This is a genomic window from Herbaspirillum sp. AP02, from assembly GCF_015767275.1.
Lineage (GTDB): Bacteria > Pseudomonadota > Gammaproteobacteria > Burkholderiales > Burkholderiaceae_D > Herbaspirillum.
In genome coordinates, this window is record NZ_JADWMY010000008.1 from 132,174 (window position 1) to 159,138 (window position 26,965).

At 59.8% G+C, this 26,965-nt stretch carries 28 protein-coding genes; 19 read left to right on the forward strand and 9 right to left on the reverse strand.

Translation table 11 applies throughout. From position 1 onward, the window contains the following. Positions 1-2 precede the first annotated feature (2 nt). Both I5R65_RS16780 and I5R65_RS16785 read right to left on the reverse strand, forming a co-directional pair. Positions 3-233: a hypothetical protein gene (locus I5R65_RS16780; protein WP_180668986.1), complete on the reverse strand. Its 231-nt coding sequence runs from the start codon at positions 231-233 to the stop codon at positions 3-5. 90 nt (positions 234-323) lie between these two features. After that, the gene (locus tag I5R65_RS16785; protein WP_180668987.1) at positions 324-1,424 is read right to left on the reverse strand and encodes an alkene reductase; all 1,101 of its coding nucleotides are present in this window, start codon (positions 1,422-1,424) and stop codon (positions 324-326) included. A 110-nt stretch (positions 1,425-1,534) separates the two neighbouring features. Here I5R65_RS16785 and I5R65_RS16790 point away from each other — a divergent pair, with 110 nt between their 5' ends. From I5R65_RS16790 to I5R65_RS16800, 3 genes are all read left to right on the forward strand, one after another. Then, positions 1,535-2,434, forward strand: coding sequence for a LysR family transcriptional regulator (locus tag I5R65_RS16790; protein ID WP_180668988.1), 900 nt, complete (start codon positions 1,535-1,537; stop codon positions 2,432-2,434). Between the two features lie 107 nt (positions 2,435-2,541). Next, positions 2,542-3,195, forward strand: coding sequence for a LysE family translocator (locus tag I5R65_RS16795; protein ID WP_180668989.1), 654 nt, complete (start codon positions 2,542-2,544; stop codon positions 3,193-3,195). Positions 3,196-3,268: 73 nt separating this feature from the next. Next, positions 3,269-3,901, forward strand: a complete 633-nt coding sequence (locus I5R65_RS16800; RefSeq protein WP_180668990.1) for a LysE family translocator — start codon at positions 3,269-3,271, stop codon at positions 3,899-3,901. Positions 3,902-3,964: 63 nt separating this feature from the next. Here the strand turns inward: I5R65_RS16800 and I5R65_RS16805 are convergent, their stop codons facing one another. Beyond that, positions 3,965-4,534 carry a TetR/AcrR family transcriptional regulator gene (locus I5R65_RS16805; RefSeq protein WP_180668991.1) on the reverse strand — a complete coding sequence of 190 codons (570 nt, stop codon included), beginning with the start codon at positions 4,532-4,534 and terminating at the stop codon, positions 3,965-3,967. Between the two features lie 125 nt (positions 4,535-4,659). Between I5R65_RS16805 and I5R65_RS16810 the strand changes: the two genes are divergently transcribed. After that, positions 4,660-5,346: a glutathione S-transferase gene (locus I5R65_RS16810; protein WP_180668992.1), complete on the forward strand. Its 687-nt coding sequence runs from the start codon at positions 4,660-4,662 to the stop codon at positions 5,344-5,346. A gap of 377 nt (positions 5,347-5,723) precedes the next feature. Further along, the gene (locus I5R65_RS16815) at positions 5,724-6,710 is read left to right on the forward strand and encodes an MBL fold metallo-hydrolase (RefSeq protein ID WP_180668993.1); all 987 of its coding nucleotides are present in this window, start codon (positions 5,724-5,726) and stop codon (positions 6,708-6,710) included. A gap of 208 nt (positions 6,711-6,918) precedes the next feature. Here I5R65_RS16815 and I5R65_RS16820 read toward each other — a convergent pair whose 3' ends face one another. Next, the gene (locus I5R65_RS16820) at positions 6,919-7,869 is read right to left on the reverse strand and encodes a transporter (protein ID WP_180668994.1); all 951 of its coding nucleotides are present in this window, start codon (positions 7,867-7,869) and stop codon (positions 6,919-6,921) included. Between the two features lie 172 nt (positions 7,870-8,041). Continuing rightward, a complete protein-coding gene (locus tag I5R65_RS16825; protein ID WP_180668995.1) occupies positions 8,042-9,289 on the reverse strand; it encodes an acyl-CoA dehydrogenase family protein in 1,248 nt (415 codons plus the stop codon). Between the two features lie 436 nt (positions 9,290-9,725). Between I5R65_RS16825 and I5R65_RS16830 the strand changes: the two genes are divergently transcribed. Next, entirely contained in the window at positions 9,726-10,778 is a 1,053-nt protein-coding gene (locus I5R65_RS16830; RefSeq protein WP_180668996.1) for a helix-turn-helix domain-containing protein, read from the forward strand. A 45-nt stretch (positions 10,779-10,823) separates the two neighbouring features. On the opposite strand, the gene I5R65_RS24300 is transcribed toward I5R65_RS16830, so the two are convergent. Together I5R65_RS24300 and I5R65_RS24305 are read right to left on the reverse strand one after the other, a co-directional pair. Next, on the reverse strand, positions 10,824-11,006 hold the full coding sequence (locus tag I5R65_RS24300) for an integrase core domain-containing protein (protein ID WP_231395209.1): 183 nt from the start codon (positions 11,004-11,006) through the stop codon (positions 10,824-10,826). After that, positions 10,973-11,254 carry a hypothetical protein gene (locus I5R65_RS24305; RefSeq protein WP_370460962.1) on the reverse strand — a complete coding sequence of 94 codons (282 nt, stop codon included), beginning with the start codon at positions 11,252-11,254 and terminating at the stop codon, positions 10,973-10,975. The genes I5R65_RS24300 and I5R65_RS24305 overlap by 34 nt, the downstream gene beginning before the upstream one ends. A 140-nt stretch (positions 11,255-11,394) precedes the next feature. On the opposite strand from I5R65_RS24305, the gene I5R65_RS16840 reads away from it, so the two are divergent. From I5R65_RS16840 to I5R65_RS16860, 5 genes are all read left to right on the forward strand, one after another. Beyond that, positions 11,395-11,586, forward strand: coding sequence for a hypothetical protein (locus I5R65_RS16840; RefSeq protein ID WP_231395211.1), 192 nt, complete (start codon positions 11,395-11,397; stop codon positions 11,584-11,586). Positions 11,587-11,916: 330 nt separating this feature from the next. Beyond that, complete coding sequence (locus tag I5R65_RS16845) at positions 11,917-12,474, forward strand: TetR/AcrR family transcriptional regulator (protein WP_180668997.1); 558 nt, start codon at positions 11,917-11,919, stop codon at positions 12,472-12,474. Positions 12,475-12,520: 46 nt separating this feature from the next. Then, complete coding sequence (locus I5R65_RS16850; RefSeq protein WP_180668998.1) at positions 12,521-13,720, forward strand: MFS transporter; 1,200 nt, start codon at positions 12,521-12,523, stop codon at positions 13,718-13,720. Between the two features lie 221 nt (positions 13,721-13,941). Next, entirely contained in the window at positions 13,942-14,133 is a 192-nt protein-coding gene (locus I5R65_RS16855) for a helix-turn-helix domain-containing protein (protein ID WP_370460963.1), read from the forward strand. 202 nt (positions 14,134-14,335) lie between these two features. Then, positions 14,336-14,689, forward strand: a complete 354-nt coding sequence (locus tag I5R65_RS16860) for a hypothetical protein (RefSeq protein WP_180668883.1) — start codon at positions 14,336-14,338, stop codon at positions 14,687-14,689. A gap of 167 nt (positions 14,690-14,856) precedes the next feature. Here the strand turns inward: I5R65_RS16860 and I5R65_RS16865 are convergent, their stop codons facing one another. Together I5R65_RS16865 and I5R65_RS16870 are read right to left on the reverse strand one after the other, a co-directional pair. Next, positions 14,857-16,242, reverse strand: a complete 1,386-nt coding sequence (locus tag I5R65_RS16865) for an ATP-binding protein (protein WP_180668999.1) — start codon at positions 16,240-16,242, stop codon at positions 14,857-14,859. Continuing rightward, on the reverse strand, positions 16,239-16,913 hold the full coding sequence (locus I5R65_RS16870; protein WP_180669000.1) for a response regulator: 675 nt from the start codon (positions 16,911-16,913) through the stop codon (positions 16,239-16,241). The genes I5R65_RS16865 and I5R65_RS16870 overlap by 4 nt, the downstream gene beginning before the upstream one ends. 152 nt (positions 16,914-17,065) lie before the next feature. Between I5R65_RS16870 and dsbD the strand changes: the two genes are divergently transcribed. The 8 genes from dsbD (at position 17,066) to I5R65_RS24425 (ending at position 26,927) form a co-directional block, all read left to right on the forward strand. After that, positions 17,066-18,997, forward strand: a complete 1,932-nt coding sequence (gene dsbD, locus I5R65_RS16875; protein ID WP_180669001.1) for a protein-disulfide reductase DsbD — start codon at positions 17,066-17,068, stop codon at positions 18,995-18,997. Next, on the forward strand, positions 18,994-19,815 hold the full coding sequence (locus tag I5R65_RS16880) for a TlpA disulfide reductase family protein (RefSeq protein ID WP_180669002.1): 822 nt from the start codon (positions 18,994-18,996) through the stop codon (positions 19,813-19,815). The genes dsbD and I5R65_RS16880 overlap by 4 nt, the downstream gene beginning before the upstream one ends. Positions 19,816-19,825: 10 nt before the next feature. After that, complete coding sequence (gene dsbG / locus I5R65_RS16885) at positions 19,826-20,683, forward strand: thiol:disulfide interchange protein DsbG (protein ID WP_180669003.1); 858 nt, start codon at positions 19,826-19,828, stop codon at positions 20,681-20,683. Between the two features lie 244 nt (positions 20,684-20,927). After that, positions 20,928-21,659 (forward strand): c-type cytochrome, encoded by a 732-nt coding sequence (locus tag I5R65_RS16890; RefSeq protein WP_180669004.1) that lies wholly within the window; start codon positions 20,928-20,930, stop codon positions 21,657-21,659. Beyond that, positions 21,631-22,677, forward strand: coding sequence for a c-type cytochrome (locus I5R65_RS16895; protein WP_231395213.1), 1,047 nt, complete (start codon positions 21,631-21,633; stop codon positions 22,675-22,677). The genes I5R65_RS16890 and I5R65_RS16895 overlap by 29 nt, the downstream gene beginning before the upstream one ends. 64 nt (positions 22,678-22,741) lie before the next feature. Next, positions 22,742-23,191, forward strand: coding sequence for a DsrE family protein (locus I5R65_RS16900; RefSeq protein WP_180669005.1), 450 nt, complete (start codon positions 22,742-22,744; stop codon positions 23,189-23,191). Positions 23,192-23,201: 10 nt separating this feature from the next. After that, positions 23,202-25,001, forward strand: coding sequence for a bifunctional UDP-sugar hydrolase/5'-nucleotidase (locus I5R65_RS16905; RefSeq protein ID WP_180669006.1), 1,800 nt, complete (start codon positions 23,202-23,204; stop codon positions 24,999-25,001). Between the two features lie 348 nt (positions 25,002-25,349). Then, the gene (locus I5R65_RS24425) at positions 25,350-26,927 is read left to right on the forward strand and encodes a methyl-accepting chemotaxis protein (RefSeq protein ID WP_180669007.1); all 1,578 of its coding nucleotides are present in this window, start codon (positions 25,350-25,352) and stop codon (positions 26,925-26,927) included. Positions 26,928-26,965 lie beyond the last annotated feature (38 nt).

Here is a 26,965-nt window from a genome sequence, read left to right on the forward strand (position 1 = left end):
GCCTAGAGATCGCTGCTGCCATTGCCATAGCCGATCGAGAGACGATCGCTGGCGGTGAAGTTGGCATTGTCGACCGTGAGCGTATCGCGCGCGCCGCTGACGTCACCCGGATGCATTTTTTGCCGGTCGCAATGATTTTTTGTGACATTGCGCTTGGGGCCGGCGTGATCGTTCCCGCTGACCGGTATGTCGGTTTCATTCGGCGGGATTTTGGTGTGGCGATGCGCAGCCATACAGCAGGCTTGTGCAGTGGAGGAGGGGCGGGCGCAGCAGGAGGTGGCACCACCGTCACGGGCGACGGCGGTGCCAGCCAGATCGTCGATTCAGGCGGCCTGGTAGGTTGGATAGTCGGTATAGCCTGCGGCGCCACCACCGTAGAAGGTGTTGCGATCGGCCTCCGCCCAGGGGGCATCCAGGCGCAGGCGTTCCACCAGGTCGGGGTTGGCGATGAAGGGGCGGCCGAAGGCCACCATGTCGGCATGCCCCGATGCGACCGCATCCATGGCCATCTCGCGCTGGTAGCTGTTGTTGGCGATGTAATGGCCACCGAAGGCGGCGTGCAGCTTCTTGAAATCGAATTCCGCCGCCGCGTTGCTGCCGCGGGTCTGGCCTTCGACACAGTGCAGGTAGGCCAGACCCAGCTTGCCCAGTTGCTCGGCGTAGTACAGGTAGGTACGCTCAGGGTCGCTGTCCAGCGGGATGTCACCGGCCGAGCGGGTCAGTGGCGACAGGCGCACGCCCACGCGATCGGCACCCCAGATATCGGCGACGGCGGTGACCACTTCCACCGGGAAACGCACGCGGTTTTCCAGCGAGCCACCGTACTGGTCGGTGCGGTGATTGGTGCTGTCGCGCACGAACTGCTCCAGCAGATAGCCATTGGCCGAATGCACTTCCACGCCATCGAAGCCGGCTTCCTTGGCCAGCCGCGCAGCGCGGCGATAGTCCTCCAGCAGGCGCGGGATTTCCGCGGTCTCCAGGGCACGTGGCATGGAGGGGCGGGCCTGCGTCTGCGACTCCAGGAACACCAGCTCCCCCGCCTGGATCGCCGAAGGCGCGACCGGCGCTGCGCCATTTTCCTGCAATGAGCGATGCGAGACCCGGCCTACGTGCCATAGCTGGTTGACGATCTTGCCACCCGCCGCATGGACCGCATCGGTGATCTTGCGCCAGGCTGCGACATGTTCCTGGGTGTAGAGACCTGGTGTGAAGGCGTAGCCGCGGCCTTCCCGCGAAATATTGGTGGCTTCGCTGATGATGAGACCGGCGGAGGCGCGCTGGCGATAGTATTCGATGGCCAGTTCGCTGTGCACACCCTGCATGTCGGCACGCGAGCGCGTGAGAGGGGCCATGGCAACGCGGTTGGCGACGTCGATGGCGCCGATGCGGGTGGGGGAAAACAGATCAGATCCGGTGTGCGACATGATGTTGACTCCTTCTGGTGAGGTGGTGATGGAGATCATCATCGGCACTGGAAAGAAATTCGGCCAATTTATTATTGATAAAGCAGATTTATCGTAGACAATATATCTCCATGAAATATGACCTGAACCTGTTGCCGGTCTTTGTCGCCCTGATGGAGGAGCGCAGCGTCACCCGTGCCGCCTCGCGACTGGGCATGACACAGGCTGCATTGTCGAATGCACTGGCTCGCCTGCGCCTGACCCTGCAGGACCCCCTGTTCATCCGCGAACGCTATGGCATGCGCCCCACGCCCAAGGCCGAACTGCTCGCACCCGCACTGGTGGCGTCGCTGGCGGCGATGGATGCGGTGGTATTGGGCCAGCAGGCGTTCGAGCCGGCGCGTGCCGACCACCAGATCACGATTGCGCCCAACAGCTACGTCGAGTTCGTGCTGGTGCCGCAGCTGGTGGCCCGCCTGAGCGTGCTGGCACCGGGTGTGCGCCTGCGCACCTTGCCCTTCGGCACCGACCTGGCCGAGACCGGCGTGAGTTCAGGAGACACTGCCATGGTGCTGGGGCGCATCAACGACGCCCCGGATAACCTCGTGGTGCAGCACATCGGCGAAGATGGCCTGGCCTGCGTCGTGCGGGCCGACCACCCGGTCATCGGCAAGCGCATCGGCAAGAGGCAATATGAACGCATGAAGCACGTCAACGTGCTGCCGCCCGGCCGTCTGCGCACCGGCCTGTTCCAGGCGCTGGAACGCAGGGGACTGCAACGCGAGGTGGCTGTCTCAGTCACGCACTTTGCGTCCATTCCCGAGATCGTGGCGGCGACCGATTACTGTGCGACCCTGCCCATGCTCATCTGCAAGCGACTCGTCCATGATCCCCGGCTGAAGGTATTGCCGGCGCCGGTCGATCTGGGCACTTTCCCGCTGCACATGGCCTGGCACGTGCGCTATCGCGACGATCCGGCGCACATCTGGCTGCGCAAGCTGGTGGCCGAGGTGGCGCAGGCCCTGGGCTGAAGCGGCGCGTAGTCTGGTTGCGGTGAGCGGGCAGCTCATCCCGCTATGCACCGGAGCGCAGCTTGGATATGATCTTTCCGCTCAACCTTTTCCCAGGTGCCGATCCCATGCATACGTTCCTCCCGCATTCCATGCTGTTGGCTTTCCTTGGTACCAGCCTGGCGCTGGCTGCCACGCCTGGGCCGGGCGTGCTGTTCATCGTGACGCGTACGCTCAGCCAGGGCCGTAGCGCCGGTCTGGTCTCGGTCGCCGGGGTGGCGTTGGGCAATCTCGGCAATGCCGTGGGTGCCTCGCTGGGGCTGGCTGCGCTGTTTGCCTTGTCGGCGGTGGCATTCTCCATCGTCAAGCTGCTGGGCGCGTGTTACCTGGTCTACCTTGGATGGTGTGCCTTGGGCATTCGGGACGAGCGCGGTGCCGGACGGGACGTGCAGGTGGCAGCGGAGCTGTCGTTGAGCCGTATCTTCCGCGATGGCTTCTGGGTCGCATTGCTTAATCCCAAGACGGCGATCTTCTTCGCCGCTTTCCTGCCGCAGTTCCTCGACAGACAGGCACAGGGCATGCTGCAGAGCGTCTGTCTAGGGGCGATCTTCGTGACGATTGCGGCGTGTACCGACACGGCGTATGTGCTCGCTGCCGCCAGGGTGGCGCCTGCGATGCGCCGACTATCGAATGGAATGACCTGGGGACGCTATCTCACTGCCGGCGTTTTCTTCGGTCTGGGAATCTTCACCGCAGTAGCGGGGCATCGCACGTCGGACTGACTCTGCGATAGCCTGTATCATCAAGCCGTCCCTTTCCGAATGAAGTCGTCGCCCAACCCCACCTGGTCAGATCATGCCTCTTGAAACCCTCCTGCTGTTCGTTCCCGCCTGCTTTGCGTTGAACATGGCTTTCGGGCCGAACAATCTGCTGTCCATCACCATCGGCGCGCACTACGGCTTGCGGCTGGCCATTCTGGCCGCGGTCGGGCGCCTTGTCGCCTTTGCGATCATGATCGCCGTGGCCGCACTGGGCATGGGAGCATTGCTCATGGCGTCGCAACTGGCCTTCACGGTCTGCAAGCTGCTGGGTGCCGCCTATCTGGTCTGGCTGGGATTCAAGGTCTTCTTTTCCAGGGCGACGCTACCCGTGGAAGGCCTTGCGGCGGAGCAGGGGCGAGGTGATGTCCGCACGTTCATCCGCAGGGAATTCCTGGTCGCCATCGGCAACCCCAAGGCGATCCTGGTGTTCACCGCCTTTTTCCCGCAGTTCGTGGTTCCCGGCAATTACTGGATCAGTTTTCTCATCCTGGGCGCGATCTTCCTGAGTCTGGAAGTGGTTGCGATCGCAGCCTATGCCTATGCGGGCAGCAGGCTTTCCGGCGTGATCCAGAATGCCCGTGGTCTGCGCTGGATGAACCGCATCAGCGGCGGCACCATGATTCTCTTCGGCGCCATCCTGGCGCTGGCCAAGCGGCCTGCTGCCTGAGTCCCGTCCAGATCGCCCAGGCCTGTGATGTCACAGGCTGGGCAAGGGACGATTCCGGGATATTCAGGGAAGCAGTCCCGCCTGACGATATCCCTCGATAATCTGGTCATAGACCGCGATGTCCCCTTGCCCGCGTGCGATGAGCTGGGCGCCTTCGATTGCCGCAAAGATTGCCAGGGCCCGGGTCCTGGCCTGCTTGAGTTCTTTCGCGCCGTGGCTGCCCTGGGCCAGCAGCGATGTGAGCCAGTCGACATTCATCTGGTTGAACTGGTCAAGTTCTGCGCGTACTTCAGGTGGGAGATCGTCATGCTCGGCTGACATGATGCCGCAGAGACACATGCGGTTATCGTCCGCCAGGGCGGCCCGGAATATATCGGTGTACTGCTGTACGGCGGCCTTCACGCTCTTGCTGCCCTCCCTGATCGTTGCCAGAAACTCCCGGCCATCCTCCGTATAGCGTTGTGCCAGTGCAGCAGCCAGGTCGCCCTTCGTCGGGAAATGGTAGTGCACGCTTGCACTTTTTATGCCGACTTCGGCCGCCAGCTCCCTGAAGCTCAATGCGTTGTAACCCCTGGCCTGGACCGCCTTGCGGGCGACGCCCATGATGATTTCCCTGGTATCGGCTGCGTTCATTTGAATCTCTCTATCGATAGATAGTTATTGACAGCAGAATTCTACTCTCTTAGCATCTACCTATCGATAGATAGATTGATGGATAGATAAGCGTATCGATAATTCACCGACAACAGGAGCTCAACTTGAAGATATATGACCGTCCCGGTTTTCCCAATCCCGCCCGTATCCGCATCGTTCTGGCAGTTAAAGGACTGGATCACGCAGTCGAATTTGAGTCAGTGGATCTCATTGGCGCAGAACACAAAGGCGCGGCCTTCCTCGCCAAGAACCCGTCCGGTGTATTGCCGCTGCTGGAACTGGACGACGGCACCCTGATCGCCGAAAGCACGGCCATCACGGAGTATCTGGACAACCTCGATGGCAACCCCGTCCTGACCGGAAAGACGCCCAAGGAGAAGGGGCTCATTCACATGATGCAGCGGCGCGCCGAGAGCGAATTGCTGGATGCAGTCGGCATTTACTTCCATCACGCCACACCCGGACTGGGAGCGGCCCTGCAGCAGTTCAAGAGCCCCGGTTGGGCGCACCGCAAGGAGTGGGGAGAGCGCGAACGTGACAAGGCAATCGGGGGGATGCGTTATTTTGACGGGGTGCTTCGCGGTCAGTCCTTTATCGCCGGGGAAAACTTCTCCATGGCCGATATCACCGTGTTTGCGGGTCTCGCATTTGCAGATGCGGCCGGTATCCCCATCGATGAAGCGTTGACGGCGCTTCACCAGTGGCGCGTGAAAGTGTTGGAACTGCCGGCGGTCAGGCAGCGTAGCGGGCAGAACTTCGAAGCCGACGATCTGCGACGCATGGGATTCTAGGATCGTGTAGCAGTCCTGCGCAATATCTCCAGCGAGGTCGGATCGGGACACATCATCTCGATCCGGCCTTGTGTCCTGTGCGCCATCCGTCACGGGAACGTCTACATCCGCGATGCGCAACGCAATACCTTTCGCCTATCCTTTCGTATAACTAGACACTCCCTCCTGCACTGCCCACACTGCGCCCTGTGGCAGAGCTGCAATGTGGTCTCACGCCGTTGTCCGGCACAGTGCGATCTGTGTCCTCGCAGCCTCGCTTCGTCCATCGATCCTTCTGGCCGGTAATGGCATCGTCCCGGTCAGCCGGACGGCCGTCCATGCATGCCTACTGCGTGCCGGAATCGGTCGGCTTCAATGATCCTTTGAGGAAAACAACAATGTCCACTTCCATTCGCCAGATTCGCGCAGGCTCGTTCACTCCACTGCTGCGTCCGCTCGCTGCTGCCGCCATGACATTCGCCATGGCCCATGCGGCGTATGCCGAGGCACCGATGCACAAGAACCAGCCCGGTTTCTATCGCACCATGATCGGTGATATCGAAGTCACGGCACTGTCGGATGGCACCAACCATCTGCCGGCCGGAAAACTGCTCAAGGGGATCAGCAAGGAAGATCTGGACAAGCGTCTGCAGGCAGCCTTCGTCACTGATCCGGTGGAGACCTCGGTCAATGCCTTCCTGGTCAACACTGGCAAAAAACTGATCCTGATCGATACCGGTGCCGGCGGCGTGCTCGATGCCGACAGTGGCCACCTGCTCACCAGCCTGAAAGCTGCCGGGTATCGTCCGGACCAGGTGGATGAAATCTACCTGACCCACCTTCATCCAGACCACGAAGCCGGTCTCACGCACAAGGGCAAGCGTGTCTTCCCCAAGGCCATTGTGCGGGCCGACAAGAAGGATGCCGACTACTGGCTCAACCCCGCCAACAAGGCCAAGGCCAGTGACATCAACCAGGAATTCTTCGAGGTCGCCGAGAAGTCGCTCAAGCCCTATATTGCAGCCGGCAAGTTCCGCCCCTTCGACGGTGACGGCGAGCTGCAGCCGGGCGTGTCTAGCGTGGCCAACTACGGCCATACCCCTGGCCACAATGCCTACCTGGTCAGCAGCAAGGGCCAGCGCCTGTTGATCGTGGGCGACATGATCCATGTGGCGGCGGTACAGTTCCCGCAGCCGGATGTCACCATCGGTTTCGATACCGACGAGCGCGAGGCCATGGGCGACCGTCGCAAGGCCTTCGATGCGGTGGCAGATGCCAAGGAACTGATCGCGGGTGCTCACCTGTCTTTCCCGGGCATTGGACACATCGTCAAGGATGGCAGTGCTTATCGCTGGGTGCCGATCAACTATGCACTGGCACGTTGATCGTCCAGGGGGGAGCGAATCCTCAGGCTGGGCCAGCGCCTGGCGATGAAGTGATACGCTGGACGAACAGTCTTATCCCTGATCTGATAACGAGGCCATACTGACCCAATGTTCAGTCCAATGAGGCCTGTCCTGCTTCGAGTCCCAACTTGAAGCAGGACAGATCACCTGTAACGGCGCAGCGCTCCCTGCCATTTCTTATTGGTGCTCAGAAGACCCGCAGCAGCCGCAGATTGATGCGGGCGTTTTCCTTGAAACCATTTTGCACATAGAGGTCGTGGCCGATGGCCCCCAGCAGTTGTGTTTTGGGCCCGATGAACCAACCGCCGCCTATGCTCGCCTTGCGCTGGCGTGCTTCATCATTGCCGTCTACACCATCGACCCGTGTTTCTCCGCCCCAGTTCTGCGACAGGCCGACGAAGATATTTGCGGCAGGCGTGAACTGGTAGCGCAAGTAAGACTGACCTTGGAAGAGAGGCTTCTGCCTCTGGGTTGCACCGTTGCTGCCATAGTCATCGTTCTTGCCATAGAACATCACGTCCCCGGTCAGGTCGAGGTACCACTTGTCGGTGAATCCCTTTACGAAACCGACCTGCAGATCGAACTTCCAGCGGTGCTCCCCCAGGTTGAGCGCACGGTTGCGGTCATAGCTGCCGGTGGGCAGATACAGGTAGGGGGCGATGCCAAGATAGGTGCGGGATGCGGCGTCGTTGACCGGCCAGAACGGCGCGGCCAGAATGATGTCGCCCACCCCGCTGGTCTGGCCCAGGGCAGCCGTATCGCGTCCGGCATCAAGCCGGCCGAAAGGCAGCAGGACCTGCGGGGCAAAAGCCAGCCCGCCGATGCTGGTGTAGTGCACCAGTCTGGCGATGCCGATGTCCGAGACCAACCTGGGGTTGAGCGCGGCTTTCTGGCCCTGCGTGTAGAGGCTGTTACGCTCGACGTGCTGGTAGTAAAGCAGACCCACGGTTTTGCCTTCTGGCGCAGGAACAAAGTCACCGATATCAACGTCGATGGCGTGTGCTGCCAGGGGGAGCATCATGGCCAGCGACAAGGCTGCCAGCGTCAGTTTTTTATTCGCGGCGGACATGCGCGAATGAAGCCAGACCTTGGGCAACCACGGCGCCGGGATGGGGCAGCGGGAAAGTATTATTTTCATAGTGGTACCTCTCCTGGATTTAACGGGTGAGATTGATGAGGTGGCATCGCTGCATCGCCGGGCAGGGGCGAAGCAGTTGCATAGCGCGCACTCGGCTACGGGCGGATGCGCCGGAAGGAATAGCCATTGCCGAAGCCGGAAATGTCCGCTCCTGCGTGCTTGTGATCAGCACTTATCCGCGTGCTTCAGCCGAGGCCAATGGGTCGTATTCCTTCGAGCGCAGCAATGTGTGGAGCTGGCGGCGGCGCACGCCCATGTTGCCGCCGTCATAAAGGGGGAAGCAGAGTGCGTCTTGCATCAATCCGGCCAGAGGGTAGAGGTCTGTGTACGCATCCACGCCGACGACGCGCATGGCGTCATATACCACTTGCACACACAGTTCCGAGCAGTAGGTTTTGGTGATGATCGCCAGCTCGCGGCTGCGGCCTTCGGTCAGATCAAGTTGATGGCAGGACTTCCAGGTCAAGTAGCGGGCGGCCTCGATGCGCATCTTGATGTCGGCCAGCATGAAGCCGACGTTCTGGTGTTCGATCACGGGTACGACGCCGGAGCGCCGGTCGCTTTGCGCAAATTTCAGCGCGATATCGAAGGCGCTACGCATCACTCCCACGCAGGCGGCGCCGATCAGTGCCGCCGTCCATGAAAAAGCACCTTCCAGCATGGTGATCCCATCGCCGGGCTTGCCCACGATGTTCGATGCAGGCACGCGCACATTGTTGAAGTGGACGCGTGGCGAGATAGTTGCCCGATGTCCCATGGTGTCGAGCAGACCGACGATCTCGATGCCTGGCGCATTGCCTGGCACCATGATCACCGCCAGCGACTGCTGTGGCGGCAAGGCGGGGTCGGTGCGGCAGATGACGCTATACAGATGCGCACCCTTGCCATCCCAGCCGGTGCCATTGGTTGTGTAGTGCTTGGCGCCATTGATGACCCATTCGTCGCCTTCCAGACGGGCAAAGGTTTGTACTCCTACCGAGGGATCAGTGCTGTCATAGTTGGCGCCGCCAGTGACCTCGGTGAAGGCCAGTGCGGCCAGACGTGAACCGTCTTCGATGAAGTCCGGCAGGAAACGCTGTTTCTGCTCCGGTGTTCCATGATGCACGACCGCATGCAGGCCCAGGCCCGTGCCCAGCAGCGCTGAAGGGACGTTGACATCCACCGCGGTGAGCTCCTCTGCGGCCAAGGCGAAGTCCAGGGTGCTCAGCGCCGTGCCGCCGAAGGACTCCGGCAGCAGCGCTTTGATAAAGCCGGCATCGGCCATCGCCTGGTAGAACGGTCGCGTCGCGTAAAAGCGCTCGTCCGGCTTGACCAGCGGCGTGATGGTGGGCGCGACTTTGCGCAAGACGTCGGCAGCAAAGGCGCGCGCCCCTGCTTGCAAAGCCTTCTGAGACGCGGAGAGTTGGAAATCGATGGACATGGATAAATTCCTCTGTTTCAGTGTTGATGGGAAAAGCGAGACTCATCGTAGAGGGCAGGATTGGCATGGTCTCGCCCGCTTGTGCAGGATCGTTTGTTCAATTGCGCAAGCGGGCCAACGCCTGCTGGAGAGGGAGGAAAGGTGGATTGCTGGCATGAACCTTGCGAAGTTCCGGCTCAACGCTGGAAATGCCCGGCCTGTGTCACGCCGCGACCGACTCCGGTGCATCGGGCGGCACCAGCACGAAGCGCGCAGTGCTGCGCGTCCCCAGCGTGGGGCGGATTGGGCCTGCGGCGTGGTAGCCGCGACCCGGACCTCCGCCAAGTTGACTTTTCGTGCAAGGCCACTTGACTACTTGTGCAATGAAGCGAGAATTCAAGGCGCGTTCGGGCATTCGCCGCGGGCACGCACCGGATGTCCAGAAAGGATGACGGCAATGAAGCTCTGGTCTACCCAATCTCACGCGCAGAACGAGCGCTTCAGCTACTGGCGCGAGGTGCTGTGCGAGGCGTTCGTCTCGCTCAATCCTGTCCTTGAGGAAAAGCATACGGCTATTGATTTTGCGGGAGAGGTGAGTTCGCGGCCACTCTCGACGACCGCGCAGACGTGCGTGTTTTCCAAGGCACAACACATACAGCGACGCGGCGAGGAGATCCGTCGCAATCCGGTCGAGTACTGTTTTGCGAATTTCCAGCTCGAAGGCTCATGCGTGGTGCGCCAGGATGGACAGGAAAGCCTGGTACTGCCCGGTGACTTCTCCATTGTGGACAGCACGCGCCCCTACTTCCTGGATTACCAGGGAGATTGGCATGTACTGTCGTTCCGCATTCCCAGGGAGCAAGTGATCTCCAGGCTGGCCTCACCCTACAAGGCAACAGCACGTCGGGTGGACGGCAATACGGGCATGGGACTGGTAGCATCCCGCTTCGCCCGTTCGCTTGAGCAGGTGGATGTGGATGCGGGGAGTGGTGTACAGGACGGTCTCAGCGCCGCGCTCAACAGCATCATCGCCATCGCGCTGGGAGCCACGCTGGAGGCTCAAGAGCGGGACCGAATCCCGGTGCGGGAGGCCTTCCGCCTGGCCGTCGAGACCTATATCCGCGACCACCTGGAAGAGCCTCACCTCGGGCCGGACATGCTGGCCTTGCGCTTCAAGGTTTCGCGTCGCACTCTGTATGGCCTGTTCGAGGAGGCGCCGCTCTCCGTCAGCAGCCTGATCCGGGAGTTGCGCCTGCAAAGCAGTGCGCGTGATCTGCTTAGTCGTGGCCACCTCGGTGTCCTCGCCGTGGCGTTGCGCTGGGGATTCAGCGATGCTTCCCATTTTTCCCGGTTGTTCAAACGCCGCTTCGGCGTCTGTCCGCGCGAGTTTGTGGACTTCACACTCAAGGGGGGCTTGGATGCGGTGAACGGCGGGGCGTTCGTCCTGTCACTCCCGGACGCCAAGCTTGGTGCGGGGCGCCAACCGCCTTTGGGCATAACTCACTCTTAGTGGGTGGAATACTTTCTTGTCATGGCCCAGCCAAACCTGCTTACTTCAGGCTGCTAAGGCTAACGCCTCAGCCGGTGTCTTCATCCTCAGCGCCTGATGCGGCCGGCGGTGGTTATGGAAGCTAATCCAATCGCCAATGATGTGACTGGCGTGTTGCAATGCTTCGAAGCGATGCCGATCGGCACACTGCTCCTTCAGGGGGGGGGGGCTGACGACGCGTTCGACCATGCCATTCTGCTGCGGGCAATGCGGCGTGATGAACTCCTGCTGCAGCCCGCACAGCGGACCAACGCCGTGTAACTACGGCTGGTGAACACCAAGCCGTTATCGGAGAGCAGCAAGAACGACGCCGTCACGCGGCCCGGCGAACCATAACGCGGGATCAGCGCTTGCTCCAGGGCCGACTCTGCCGTCTTCGACTTGCCCGAACGCGACAGATGCCAGCTCAGTAATTCCCGCGTGTGGCAATCAATCACCAGGGCCAGCAGCGCCCAGCCATCACGCCCTGTCAAGATGCGAATGTCTGCTCAGCGCAGGGCGTGGGCATCTATCCGCTGGTGAAGCAGTTCTTCCCTAGCACCACGGCTATCAGCTACTCGCTGAAGTCAAAACGCGGATGGTGATCAAAGCAAAAAACATCATCCGCAGTGGCCGCTTGCGGTTCGATGCAGGCCGGACGGACATCGCGCAGTCCTTCATGGCCATCCGCAAGATCCTCACGCCCAGCGGCCGCGCCGTCACCTATGACGCGTGCCGCCGCAATTACTTGAGACCATGCCCAACAACACCGGTGGATTCGGCGATGTAACGAAGGCCGTGGCCTAGCCGCCACACGACGTGCACCAGCGCTTCAGCCGGATTGCCGCTGCCATTCTGTGACTAGCCAATAGCCATCGAGCTGCTGTTTTACGACATTCATTGCCGAGAGGATTACCAACGCCAGCAAGCCGCATGGCAGCGCTTTGGGTGCTGGCTGTCAAAAGGGAATCAGGGCTGGGCAGCAGTTGTTGCTTGACCCTATAGTTGGATAGAGCTATATTTAGGAAATATTTAATTCCTAATTAAATTCTATTTAATGATCATTCATTCAGACACATTGTCGAATTCTCGTAGTCGTGGGCGGCCCCGCGAGTTCGACATGGACGATGCTCTGGACAAGGCTGTCCGGGTTTTCTGTGAGCGTGGATACCACGCGACTTCCATTGCCGACCTCACTTCGGCAATGGAATTGGCCTCGGGCAGCATTTACAAGGCATTCAAGGACAAGCGCGCTGTCTTTCTGGCTGCGTTCGACCACTACAAGGCTATACGCGATGCACAGTTGCGCGAAGCTATCCATCGGGGGGGCAATGGCCGAGAGCGGTTGCGCAACGCCCTCGACTTCTTTGCTGCCTCATCTTACGGCGCACAAGGAAAGTTGGGATGCCTAGTGGTCAGCGGCGCGGCCGAGTTGGCGACGTTCGATGAGGAAATTTCGCAGCGCGTCACCGGATCGCTGGAAAAAAGCGAAATCATGCTGGGAGAATTACTCCGGCAAGGACAGGACGATGGTTCGATTCCCGTAACCCTCGACAATCAGTCCACGGCTCGGCTGATGCTCTGTGTTCTGCAAGGTATGCGCGTCATCGGTAAGGCGGGCCGTAGCAAGAAGGATATGCAGGCCGTAGCTGATGCCGCAATGAAATTGCTTGACTGATTTTTTGTCAATTTAGGACATAAACATTCCCTTTTTGATGGATCCCATGACAACACCAGCATCTTCACCCGCCACCACGGCGCAACCGCATGCTATATCCCCCTGGCTGACTTCGCTGTTGGCCGTGGCCTCCGGTCTGATCGCTGCCAACATCTACTACGCGCAGCCGCTGGCCGGCCCGATCGGTGCGGCACTGGGTATATCCCCGCAGGCGACCGGGCTGATCGTGACACTGACGCAGATCGGCTATGGACTGGGCCTGCTGCTAATCGTGCCGCTAGGCGACCTGATAGAGAACCGCAAGCTGACATTGGCATTGCTGCTGATTGCGGCCCTATCCCTGCTGGCCGCAGGATTGTCCACGCATCCGCTGCCATTCCTGCTATCGGCGCTTGGCATCGGCATTGGCACCGTCGCGGTGCAGGTGCTGGTGCCTTATGCCGCGCACATGGCTCCGGCAGCCATGCGTGGGCGCGTAGTCGGCAACGTGATGAGCGGGCTGATGCTTGGCATCATGCTGGCGCGACCAGTGTCGAGCTTCCTCACCCAGCTTGCTTCCTGGCATCTGGTGTTTTTTGCGTCAGCTGTGGGAATGGTATTGCTGGCGGGCGTGCTGGGCTACAAGTTGCCGCGCCGTGTGCCAGCCGGGAAACTGAGCTACGGTGAACTGCTGGCGTCGATGGCCGGTCTGGTACGCACAACGCCCGTGCTGCGCCGCCGGGCGCTCTACCATGCCGCGCTGTTCGGGGCGTTCAGTCTGTTCTGGACGACCACTCCGCTGCTGCTGGCCGGGCCGACCTACGGCCTTTCGCAAGGCGGTATTGCCCTCTTCGCCCTGGCCGGTGTGGCGGGAGCTATTGCCGCCCCTATCGCGGGCCGCGTGGCTGATCGGGGCGGGAGCCGTCCGGCCACGGCAGTGGCCATGTTGGCAGTGGTGGCGGGCTTCTTGTTGAGCCATCTGGGCATGCCTGGCTCGTCGTGGTCGCTGGGCTGGCTTGTGCTGGCGGCAATCGTGCTGGATTTCGGAGTGTCCGCCAATATGACGCTGGGACAACGAGCGATCTTTGCGCTGGGCGCGGAAGTACGCTCCCGGCTTAATGGCCTCTACATGACAACGTTTTTCCTGGGCGGCGCACTCGGTTCTGCACTCGGTGCCTGGATGTACGCCAGCGGTGGTTGGGCGTGGGCATCTTCCATCGGCATCGCACTGCCAGTCGTAGCCTTGATGTATTTGGCGACCGAATAACACATGGGATGTGACAACTACACTCGGTTGCTGGGGCAGGAACCTGGGCAGTGCTCGATGGGGGAGGGTAGCCCGCATAAGGTGAGCCGATTCCCCGGAAATTTGCATCCTAAGTTGCCCCATGTTGAGACCACAATCCTGCTCATCACAGCGAGCGGGAGAACGGAGTGATAGACGTGGCCCTACTTGGAATTATTTGACGCTGGTACATCTGCGATCGCATCTCGATTAGAGAAATCTCCCTCCGGCTGGACATTTCTCGAAACACGGTTCGTCGCTATATCCGATCCGGAGCGATCAAGCCTTCCTTCCCCTCAAGGCAATCGTCCAGTGTCTGGATGAATTTGCGCCTCGACTTTCAGCCTGGCTTAGCGCTGAGGCAGTCAAATCGCGCAAGCAGAAAAGAACCCTGAAACAGATGTTCCTGGACTTAAGGAAGCTCGAATATGAAGAGTCTTATGACCGCGTGGCAACCTCCGGGAGGCAATGGAGCTGGGTCAATGGAGAGGGCAATTCTGCAAGCAAATCAACAGTAGTGGGGAATGAGCCCGTGCCCAGGGGTTTATCGCTGTGAAGTAACGGAGCTTAGGGGGCGCTGTCGCGCGTGAGGTAAGCATGCAAGTGATCGTTTATCAGATGCACCGCAATGGCGTGGCGATTGCCCGTGATCTGCTGGGCGATGAGGCGCGCAACATCGGAGAGCTGCGCGTGGGCGTATTCGAGGATGGTGGCCGGCTGCAGGGTGATAGCGGCAGGTCATCATGGCGCTGGTTGCGTACCTTTGGTTGTTCTGATAATCCTATCCGGAAAGTTTGGAAAGTCGATTTAGGAACACAAACAGTTTTTTCGTATGAGCGCGCCTTCTTTGCGTATCACGCTGATGCCGATCCAACTTTTAATTTGGAATTGTCCGCATTGACTCTTTTTGTGTTTTTCTTTTCAGCATTTAGAGTGACGGGCGGTATTTGAGTGTACCTATCACCAGATACCGTCGCTGCACGCGCAAACATGTGAACGCGGCGGCGTCCGGAAAACCCGCTGCCTCGACCGAATCAGCAGTTTTTTTGTTTGCCCGGGGTCTCGTTTGCCGAAGTCCAGGCTGGCACATGGCTCGCCATCTATCGGCGCGCGAGCGTTCAACTTCCGGGAGCATCGACGCCGCTCGAGCGCAGCGGAACCGTAAAACAAGCCTCGATCCCCTTCCCGGGGCCAGGCCTGAGCGTCAACGTTCCGCCCAGGGCGGCAGTGATGGCATTGACGATCGCCAGGCCAAGCCCGCTGCCATACCCGCTCGGCTCCTTGCGCCAGAAGCGCTCGACCGCCTGGTTGCATTCCGCAGGTGTCAGTCCCGGGCCTTCGTCGAGTACGTTGAAACACAAGCTGGTGTCATCTTTCACTTCAACGCGCAACACGACCTTGCTGGACGGTGGCGAGTGTCGCAGGGCATTGTCCAGCAGGTTGCGCAACGCCGAGATCAGCAGCGCTTCAGGCAAGATAAAGCGCATCGCGCTGACCGTCGGCTCGATGTGTGCCTCGATGCGTTGCTGCGCGTCTTCGGACACCATCAAATCGCTTAGCGCCTGCGTCACGACTGCCCCGGCGGTACCCCACGCTGACACCTGCAGATGCCCGCTATTGGCATCGAGTCTGGCAAGCAGCAACAACTGATCCATTGTCGCCTGCAATCGCAGCACACCTTCGTTTGCCGAGAAGAGAGCCTTGGCCAAGACATCGTCGGCATCCTGCCTGGTCGATGCAAGCTGCGCCACCTGCAGGTGAGTCTTGACGGCCGTCAGCGGCGTCCTGAGTTCGTGCGCCGCGTCACCGGTGAAGCGGCGCTCGCGCGCAATCGTCCCATGCACCTTGTCCAGCAGACACCTTATCGTTTCCACTAGCGGACGCAGTTCGGGCGGAACGTCGGTCGCGGGAAGTGGCATTTCATCATCAGGACGTCGTTGCGCCAGCGCCGCACGCACTCTCTCGATGGGACGCAGCCCGCGATCGATGCCGAATCCGACCAGCAGAAGACTACCACCCAACGCCACGATGAACGGCATGCCGACGCTCAATGCGATGTCCCGCAGCAAGAGCCGCCGCAAATCGATCCGGTCCGCCGTCGCGATACGAATACCGCCTTGTTCCAGCACATAGGTCCGCCAGGGTTTTCCGCCGAAGGTATGCATGCCGTATCCCGCCGCCGCACCCGACAACCCCGGGCTATCAGCGGTCCGGGCCATGGTCCTGGCGAGAACCTCGCCACGCAACAGACTGACTTCGCAGGCCAATCCATCGCGCGCGACCACCTCGAGCGTGGAAGACATCTTACCGTCGACGGGACCGTCCAGCGTCGGCAGTTGCGATACGAGACCTGCTACCATGCGTGCAGAAGCGGCCAGGCGATCATCGAGCGCCGTGCGCAGCTCTTGGCGTATATCGAGAAACATCCAGATCGCGACCAGCGCCCACAACAAGGTGAGCGAAAGACCGATGATGAGCAGCAAGCGTAGACGAAGGCTCATCATGTCGCGCTTCCTTGCGCCTGGCCGAGGCGGTAGCCCAAGCCTCGCACCGTCTCGACAATGCCGGCCCCGAGCTTGCGGCGCAGGTGATGGATATGCACGTTGACCGCATTGCTCTCGACGTCCAGTTCAAATCCGTAAAGGCTGTCGCGCAATTGGTCAGTGGTAAGGATCTGCCGCGGATATTGCAGCAATGCGCGCAGCAACGCCAGCTCGCGCCTGGACAGATCGACCGGGTTTCCACGCAGCCTGACTTCCCCAGTCGACGCGGCGAACACCAGTTCCCCGTGCTTGACGCAATCTGCACTGCGCCCCGAAACACGGCGCAAAATCGCCTGCAGCCGTGCCAGCAGTTCATTCAGGTCAAACGGTTTGAGCACATAATCGTCGGCGCCTGCCTGCAGACCCTTGATACGGTGCTCCACGGCGTCGCGAGCGGTCAATACCAGCACTGGCATGTCGCTTCCTTGCGCGCGCCACCGCTTCACCAACTCCATGCCGTCCGCATCCGGCAGACCGAGGTCAAGGATGCAGATATCGAAGTGCGACGTCGCCAGCACGGCCTGCACCTGCCGGGCCGATCCGACGTGGTCTACGGTGAGTCCGTGCAGGCGCAGGCCGGCGACGATACCGCTGGCCACTAGGGCGTCATCCTCGATCAATAACACATGCACGACAGGCCACCTCCTTGATCCACTGGGCTTTCTTGCACTTTCCGGGCTTCAGGACGCCAGGATTAAGGCAGCGTTAACGATGCCTTAATCCCGGTATCCCATGATAAATCAACTTGAAGGCAGCGTTAACGATGCCTTAATCCCGGTATCCCATGATAAATCAGTTCACTATCCGAAAGTCTCCCGACGTGCCCCAATCGCGCCTGCCTTGTCCTCTTCATCGATGTCTCGCAGCGCTGCGGCACGGACCTCGATGGAGGGCGTTTGTTCTCGTCGCTGCGCTTGTCCTGGCCGGATTGCCTGCCGGCATGGCGAGCGCGGAGGATGCTTTCCTGGGCGTTGACAAAGCCTTCGCATTGCGCGTAGAGCAACCATCGGCAACAGATGCCGCCCTGCGACTGCACTGGGAAATCGCGCCAGGTTACTACCTGTACAAGGACCGCATCAGTGTTGCGGCCTCTGCCTCGGGCAGCCAGGTAGTGTTGGATCGCCCTGCGGGTGAGCGCAAGGAAGATCCCAACTTTGGCGTGATGGATGTGTACCGCCACGCAGTGACGCTTGCAGTGGACACGCCGAAAGAAAAGGAGCTGACCGTCACCTGGCAAGGCTGCGCAGATGCCGGACTGTGCTATCCGCCGCAGACACAAAAAGTCGTGGTGGATGCGCCTGCCCTTGCCACCGATGTTGCGGCAACGGCGCATCCGCAAACCTTTGCCATGGCAAAGCGCTCTCTGTTCGCGTCACCGGGGGCCAGCGACAGCAGCATCCAGCAGATGCTGGGCGAACATACGCTAGCGTGGACGCTGCCATTGTTTTTCCTGCTGGGGATCGCGCTGGCTTTCACTCCCTGCGTACTCCCCATGGTACCCATCGTATCAAGCGTCGTCGTCGGCAGCCAGGCGCCGCCGCTGCGGGCATTGGCGTTGTCGCTCGCCTTCGTGCTGCCCATGGCATTGACCTACGCATTGCTGGGGGCGACGGCTGCAATGATGGGCGCCAATGTCCAGGCGCTGCTGCAGAATCCCTGGACGATTACCGTCTTCGCCGCGATCTTCGCGGTGCTGTCAGCCGCCATGTTCGGTCTCTTTACGCTGCAACTGCCGTCGTTCGTGCGCGACCGCCTCGCTGGTGCGAGCCAGCGCACGCAGGGCGCAAGCCTGCTCGGCGCGGCCACGCTGGGCTTGCTTTCAGCACTGCTGGTCGGCCCCTGCATGACGGCTCCGCTGGCCGCGACGCTGCTCTACATTGCGCAAACCGGCCATATCGTCTCAGGCGCCCTGCTGTTGTTTGCGCTCGGCCTGGGTATGGGGGTGCCGCTGATCACCATCTCGACCGTAGGAGCCCGCTTCTTGCCCAAACCCGGTCCATGGATGGAGCGCGTCAAGGGCGCGTTCGGCTTTCTCTTGCTGGGCACCGCCATCCTGATGTTTGAGCGCGTGCTGCCGGCACCGCTGGCGCTGGCCCTGTGGGGAACGCTATTGGCGGGCGTGGCGCTGGCATTGCTTCACCTGGCCGATCAGATCGGCACCGGCGCTCGCCTGTTCGCCCGCAACATGGCTTTCGTCGCCAGTATCTGGGCCGGCGCCATGCTGGTCGGCGCCGCTGCGGGAGGGAGCGACCCGTTCCGGCCGCTCGACTTTATCTCCTCATCGCGTGCGGCAGCGCCGAATGCCCTGCGCGATAGCGCTTCGCCCGGACTGCCATTCGAGACGGTCGACAACCCGCAAATGCTCCAGGCAAAGTTGGATATTGCCCGCAAGTCTGGTCAGTCCGTCCTGCTCGATTACACGGCTGATTGGTGCATTTCTTGCAAGACCATCGATCGGAAAGTGTTTTCGGATCTCCAGGTACGCCATGTCCTGTCGGACATGGTTCTTTTGCGTGCCGACGTGACCAGGAGCGAGCCTGGCCGACTGGCATTGATGCGCCAGCACCAGGTGATCGGGCCACCGACCGTCATGCTTTTCGACACAACGGGAGCCGAGCGGCGCGACGCCCGTCTGGTCGGTGAATTCGGCGTGTCTGATCTGCTGCAACGGCTGCCTCCCGGCAATCCCTCGATGGCCACGAAGGTGCAGCGATGACATCGACATTGCAGATCGGGCAGTTGGCCTTGCCTTATCCGGTATTGCTGCTGGTCGGTTCAGTAGTGCTGGCTATCGTCGTCGGCAAGCTTGCCGGCCGCAGGGCGGGTGTCGATGTGGAGTCGCTCATCTACCGTATCGTGCTAGTTGCCCTCGTGTCGGCGCGCCTGGGCTTCGTCTGGCAGTATCGGAAAGCCTATCTTGCGTCTCCGCTGGACATTCTCGAGATCTACGATGGCGGCTGGGATGCCACCATCGGCATGGTGGCTACATGGATCTATGCATTGATACTGATCCGGCCTGTTCCAACGTCTCGCAGGCCGTTGTTTGCCGCCATCGGCGTTGGCAGCGCGCTATGGATAGCCGGCTCATTCGCGCTCCTGATATCGCAGCGTGACGACGCTGTGCTACCCGACATCGTCCTTCCCGCATTGGACGGTTCCCCGACTGGACTCGCTTCGTTCAAAGGCAGACCGACGGTGGTCAACCTGTGGGCCACCTGGTGCCCTCCTTGCCAACGCGAAATGCCGGTATTGCAGCGCGCGCAGTCCGATCACCCCGAATTCAACTTCGTCTTCACCAACCAGGCGGAGGCGGTGGAAACGGTGCGGCAATATCTTGCACGCCACCGATTGGAACTGGGCAACGTTCTGCTCGACACGACCGGGCTGATCGGCAAACAGTTCAAGCAGTCTGCGTTACCCGTGACGCTCTTTTTCGACGCCAGTGGTCGCTTGACCGGTACGCGCATTGGCGAGTTGTCGCATGCGACATTGGCTGAGCGACTTGCCGCTCCCGCATTTTCCTCCCCGCCCTAAGGTCGCAAACATGTCATCGCACTCATCCTTCGCCCTTGTTCACTCTCGCCTCGGATCCTGGCTGTTTGCCATCGTTGGCACTGCGCTGGCTGTGGGAGCACTTCTGTCGGCGTCCTGCGCTTACGCACAGGATCGACCAGCCGCATTGCACGCCCTGGAAAAACAGGGACTGGTTGTGGTCGGCACATTCCCGTCGCCGGGAGGCCTGACTGCCTGGGCCGGCTATATGGGCCAGGAACCAGTTGCCTTGTACGCTACACCCGATGGCAAACACGTGATTGCGGGAACGCTGTTGGGTGCAGACGGCAAGGATATCAACCATGGCGTCCTGGAAAAGACCGTGAAGGCGCCGATGACGGAAAAGGTCTGGGGGCAATTGCAAAACAGCCGCTGGATCCCGGATGGTTCCGACAAGGCGCCACGCACGGTCTACGTTTTTACCGATCCGAACTGCCCGTACTGCAACAAGTTCTGGTCCGACGTTCGTCCCTGGGTGGACGCAGGCAAGGTCCAGCTACGCCACGTGATCGTCGGCATCCTCACGCCAACCAGCCCGGCGAAGGCCGCTGCATTACTGACCGACAAGAATCCCGCCGCGACCTTGGCCGCCTACGAACGCGCGCAGGTTTCGGCCACCGCGAAGTCATTGGCCTCGGGACATCCGCGACCGCTCAGCGACGATGGAATCAAGGCGCTGTCCACGATCCCGCCGGCGATCCAGGCCCAGCTCGATGCCAACGTCAGGCTCATGACCAATCTGGGAATGCAGGCCACCCCCGCAGTGGTATGGCGCGATGCAAAAGGTATCGTGCAGATGCGCACCGGCGTGCCTGGCCAGGCACTGCCGGAAATCATGGGGCCGCGCTGAAACGGCAACGCGACTGTTCGGCCACGAGGCTGCGGCATGGCGTCGGTCAAGGAGCGCCACGAAGACTGGCAGACCGGGATGATATAAGCAGAAGTGAGCGACTGAAAAAAGCAACAACAAAGGAGAAATTCCATGGGGAGCCTGAAATCCTCCACGCTGTGGCGCGAAGCACCTGCGCCATTGGTCATCCTGACGGAGAACCTGGGTTGCGCGCTCCTGTGCAGGCAATCGGAAGGCTGTTGCCATGTTCGCGCGTAACTGGCAACTGATGCTGCTGTTTGCCGTTACTAGTCCCGTATTGGCTCAGCAGGCAAGCGTGGCGCAAGGACAGGAGATTGCGAACCGTGGCACTTCGCTAGGCGTTGCCGCTTGCATCAACTGCCACGGCGCGCAAGGACAAGGCAATGCCAGCTTCCCCCGCCTGGCCGGCAGTGGACAGGCTTACCTTCAAGCACAACTGGATGCATTCGCCGACGGCAGCCGCAAGAGTCCCGACATGCAACCCTTCGCGCAGAAACTGCTGCCGGTTGAACGCACGTCACTTGCGATGTTCTACAGCCAGTTGCAACCGCCCGTCTCCGGCGTCGCCTCTGCAGCGGCACCCCCCGATGATATCGGCGCGTGGCTCGCCGCTCGCGGTCGCTGGGTCGATCAGTTGCCGGCGTGTGCGCAATGCCATGGCATCAACGGCAATGGGGTGGGCACGACGTTTCCACCACTCTCCGGCCTGCCTTCTGCCTACATCGTGCGGCAACTGCAGGCATGGAAAAACGGGGCCCGTCCACCCGGCCCGCTGGGACTGATGCCGGCGATCGCCAGTAAGCTCTCCGCCCAGGACATGAATGCCGTCGCGGCCTTTTACGCCGCACAGGCGAGCGCGGCAGCAGCGCCAACGAGCCCGCAAGACGCTGACGGCACTATCCGCAAAACAGACACAGGGGACAAGCATGAACGCTCGGCAACGCGAAGGAAGTAAGTCGAAATTGCCCGTCAATGGATTGGCTATCTTCGCAGGCTTTGTCATCATCGTCCTCATGGTGGTGACGATCGGGGGCAATGTGCTGTTCGACCGGTCGCTCGCCTCCGGGCAGAACGGTACGACGCAACAGACCTCTTCTACCTCTTCTAGCTCTTCTGCCCCTGCGGTCGCGGTGACTGCCGCCCAGCCTGCCATGCCGGCGCTGGCAACGACGTCCGCGGCCAGCGCACTCTTCTCGCCACCGGCAGAAAACACACTGCCTGAAGGCGAATACGGAAAGGTCATCAGCCTGGGCGAAAAAATATTCATGGAAACCGGCAAGTACGCCCCTGGGTATGTCGGCAATAACCTCAACTGCGTCAATTGCCATCTCGACGCCGGGCGCAAACCGTATTCTTCCCCCCTGTGGGCGGCCTTCGTTCACTATCCTGCGTTTCGCAGCAAAACCGGCAAGGTCGATACCTTGGCCTCACGCATTCAAGGCTGCTTTCTGTTCAGTATGAACGGTAAGGTACCGCCTCTGGACGACAAGATCATGACGGCATTGCAGACATACGCGTTCTGGCTGGCCAAAGGCGCTCGGGTAGGTGAACCGATGGAGGGCAGCGGTTACCCCAAGCTCAACAAGCCGACACTTTCCCCAGACTACGCGCGCGGAGAAAAGGTCTACGTCCAGAATTGCGCCCTCTGCCATGGCGCCAATGGTGAAGGTACGCGCGCAGATGGGCATCAGGTATTCCCACCGTTGTGGGGCGACAAGTCGTTCAACTGGGGGGCAGGCATGCACCAGATCGCCAACGCCGCCGGATTCATTCACGCCAATATGCCATTGGGAAAAGGAGCAACGCTCAGCGAGCAAGAGGCCTGGGATGTGGCGATCTACATGAACAGTCATGAACGACCTCAAGATCCGCGCTTCACGGTGTCGGTAGCAGCGACGCGCAAGCAGTATCACGACACCGACGACTCGATGTATGGCCGCACCGTGAATGGCCACGTATTGGGAACACCTTGATCGCACCGGCCTCGACTGCCACCGGGCGCTTTCGCCAAGTCACCACTGTAGACAGGAAGCAACGATGAACATCATTCTTCGCAGCGTCATTCTCGCGCTATCTTTCCACGCCAGCCTTTGCTTGGCGGAACCGGCAGCCGCAGCGTCATCCGGCACATCTGCAAACGCATGTACGGAGCACTACGATATCGTCATCGGCGTAAGCGACAAGGAAAAACTGGAACTTGCGTTGAGCAACGCGCAAAACCTGCAAGCCGAACTCGGGGCGGCCTGTGCCAATATCGAAATCGTCAACTTCAGCGCCGCAGTCACCCTGCTGGGACCAATGAGTCCCAAGGCCACGCTTCTCAAGGACGCCATTGCCCAGGGTGTGAAGATAATCGCCTGTCAAAACTCCATGAACAAATTCAAGATGACCGAAGACGATCTGCTGCCCGGCATCAGCACCGTACCGTCAGGTGCGGCAGAAATCGTGAGGCTACAAAAACTGGGGTGGACCTATCTACGACCGTAGCACTGGCGGCATGATTGGCAACGAGAGTGCTTCAAAAAATGATAAAGGAGGGCAAGTCATGTCTTATCGATGCTTCAGGGGAACCGCGTTATACCCGCTCATTTTCCTCGTACTGATGACAGAAGCCCTGGCAGCAAGTCCAGGCGCGCAGGTCACGCTCATCCATATGGGCGATATCCACGGCCATCTGGTGGAACATCCCAACGTCCGGTCCGACGGGAATGGTGCGCCACTGGGAGGACTGGCCAGGATGTACACGCTGATCAAGGATATCCGCAAGCGGCATCCGGGTGCCACCATCACCGTCAATAGCGGGGATACGGTCCAGGGATCGGCCGAGGCATTGTTTACCCAAGGCGAGGCCATCGTCACGGTACTCAACCGGTTCGCCATCGACGTCGATAACCCTGGAAACTGGGACTATCTCTATGGAACGGAAGTATTCCTTCAGCAATTCGTGGGCCCGAACGCCCGCTTCCATGCCAATGCCATTGCGGCGAACCTTTACTACGACGGTCCTCCTTATGCCACCAAGACCGGTGACCGCGTGCTGCCGCCATACTGGATCACGCACGTCAATGGACTGAAGGTCGGTTTCATCGGGTACACATCGAGTCGCGGGCCGCAAGCGGTCAAGACGGAGATCACCCGTGGATTTCGCCTGACCGAAGGCGAGGCGGAGTTTCCAGAATTCATCCATATACTGCGCGATATCAAACAGGTCGACCTGCTCGTCGTGATCTCCGAACTCGGCTTGGCGGCCAATATCGATCTCTCGAACCGGCATCCAGGAATCGATGTGATCCTGTCGTCCGACATGCACGAAACCACGCCTCATGCCATCCGTACCCATACTGGCACCTGGGTCGTCGACGAGGGACAGGACGGTCAGGTATTGAATGAGATGACGCTCAAAAAGCACAATGGCCGCATGTCTCTGGTCGACTTCAAGCAGCACCGGATCACGATGGACATACGGCCCGATCCCGAGATCGATGCGCTGGTGAAACAGGTCCGCGCGCAATTTGTCAGTGGTCCGGAATTCGTTTCCGGCAAATGGATCAATCCGTTCAACGGTGCCCCGCTGGTGCATCCCATCGACGCTATCGTGGGCTATACCGATGTTCCACTTTACCGGTCCAATTTTTCCGACGAAAACATGCCAGCCGTCATCGAAGGAAGTTCACACGACTTTCTTGCCGACGCATTCCGTTCGGTCGCCCGCACGGATGTCGGCATGATCAGGGGCTTCCGATACGGTACTCATGTCTCGGTGGGGCCCATACGCTACGAAGACATCTATCATTTCATCCCGATCGGCCCACTCGTCGCCAAAGGCACGATCACCGGGCATCAGATTCACCGGTTGGTGGACGATTCAGCCTATGCCTGCCTGAGCACGGATGTTTCCTATGGCTGGACGGGCGGCTGGGTTGCCGGACTGTCGGGAGTGACGCTCGATTTCGATCCATACGGAGGGCGATTGAATTATTCGTCCAACTATCGGGTCGGCGGCGTTCCGATGGATGAGAAAAAGCGCTACTCGGTGGCGGGATACTTTTATAAAGAGGACCCGCAGCAAATCAATCGCCTGAGTACAAAAGATCTGGAAGTCCTGAAAGACGACAATGGACAACCGATGGATGCGGTAGAGGTAGTGGCGCAATATCTATCCTCACTTCCCGCACAACGGGTGACCAAGGAAAACCTCAAGCTTGATCGCTTCCACCTATTACGAACACTTCCAGCCCCGCTTTACGGTAACAAGGAGATTCAACCGCTGAGCGGTGTCCCGGTGGAACCGCGGTAATGATTCGGGCTGCGCGCGATCATGCTTGCTTGAAAATGTTGGTTTTTCTGCACTCTACATCGGGGATGAGGAAGTTGCCGATAATCAATACCGGTGAGGTTCCCTTTGTTTTTCGTCTGACCGCAGAGGGCACTCATACGGCCTCCTCTTCCCTTCTGCTTCTGCGCGCCAAGCTAGCGCCTGAGAAACAGGACGCGATTTGCCGCTGCGATGAATTGACACTGGCGGGATTGCTGGCTTTATTTTTTACGCATACTAAAGTGTCGGCGCGTCATTACCGATAATCCCAATATGCCTATTATTTAGGCAACTCCATCACCAATCTGCTAAAAGTCCGGCAAGGAAAAAATGAAACTGAAAACAAGAATGACGGTTTGCATGATATTGGTGTGCGTGTCGTTCATTTCCGCGCTTTGCATCGCCATTTCGAGCATGCTCAATATCCGGGACCGGTTCGACGTGTTTCTGAGCCGCGATCAAGCCACACTGAACGCAGTGACCTCCATTTACACCAGTGGCCTGCAGATGGGGCAAGCGTTACGCAATATTGCGCTGGATACGAAAAACCAGGCTGCCTACAAGAACCTGGACGCTTCCCGCAAGGGATTCAGCGACGCACTGGCCATCAGCAGTGCGCTGACAAAGGACAATCCCGCCTATTTTCAGAAACTGGCAGCGATTGGAGAACTTCACCAGCAGCAATTATCGCTACAGAAAAAGATACTGGAATTGGCCAAGTCCGATCCGGAAAAGGCTTTCCAGGCGCTGACGACGGAGGAAACTCCCGCCTGGCGAAAAATCCGTGAACAGATATTGACGCTGATCGAGATCAAGAATACCGATGTCACCAACAGCAAGGAGGACATGAATGCATTCAGCAAACGGATGCTCGCTCTGAGCATCGCCCTAGGTAGTCTGGCTACATTGATCGGCTTGACGACAGCCTATTACATGGTACGCAGTGTCATGATTCTGCTGGGCGGCGAACCCGTCTATGCAGTCACTGTGTCGCAGCGGATCTCCGATGGCGACTTCTCCAACGAGGTAGATGTCAGGCAGGGTGATCGGGGCAGTTTGCTGTTGTCGATGAAGACCATGCAAGCGCGTTTGATCGACATGGTCTTGGGCATCAGGTCGAGCGCGGATCGGATATCTGTGGCGGCGACCGAAATCGCCAACGGCAACATGGATCTATCGCGCCGTACCGAGGAACAGGCCAGCTCACTGGAGGAAACCGCCTCTGCAATGGAAGAGCTGACGTCGGTCGTCAAGCAGAATGCCGGCAATGCGGATCAGGCGAATTCGTTGGCGCTATCGGCAACACAAGTGGCAACCGAGGGCGGCAGACTGGTCAAGGATGTGGTGGAGACGATGACCCAGATCGAAACGTCGGCCAGGAAAGTGGTGGACATCATCAGTGTCATCGACGGCATCGCCTTCCAGACCAATATCCTTGCGTTGAATGCAGCGGTCGAAGCGGCCCGCGCCGGCGAAGGCGGCAGGGGATTTGCGGTGGTCGCCAGCGAAGTACGCAATCTGGCCCAACGTTCGGCAGTTGCCGCCAAGGAAATCAAGCAACTGATCGACAACTCCGTCGAGACGGTGGAAAAAGGCAACAAGCTGGTCCAGCAGGCAGGAACAACCATGGACGACGTCGTGGCCAGCATCCATCAGGTGTCGAGCATCGTGGGCGAAATCAGTGCATCGAGTCGCGAGCAAACCACTGGCATCGAACAGGTCAATCAGGCGATCATGCAGATCGACAGCGTGACGCAGCAAAATGCGGCACTGGTAGAAGAAGCCGCCGCCGCCGCACAATCACTCAAGCATGAGGCACATCAGCTCGAATCCTTGGTCAGCATCTTCAAGTTCCTGGAAAAAACACCTCCCACGGCAAACATGACCAGTCCGTTGATGATCCGGTAAGGCAATCACATTGATGCATTTTTCAACAACTGCCCGAT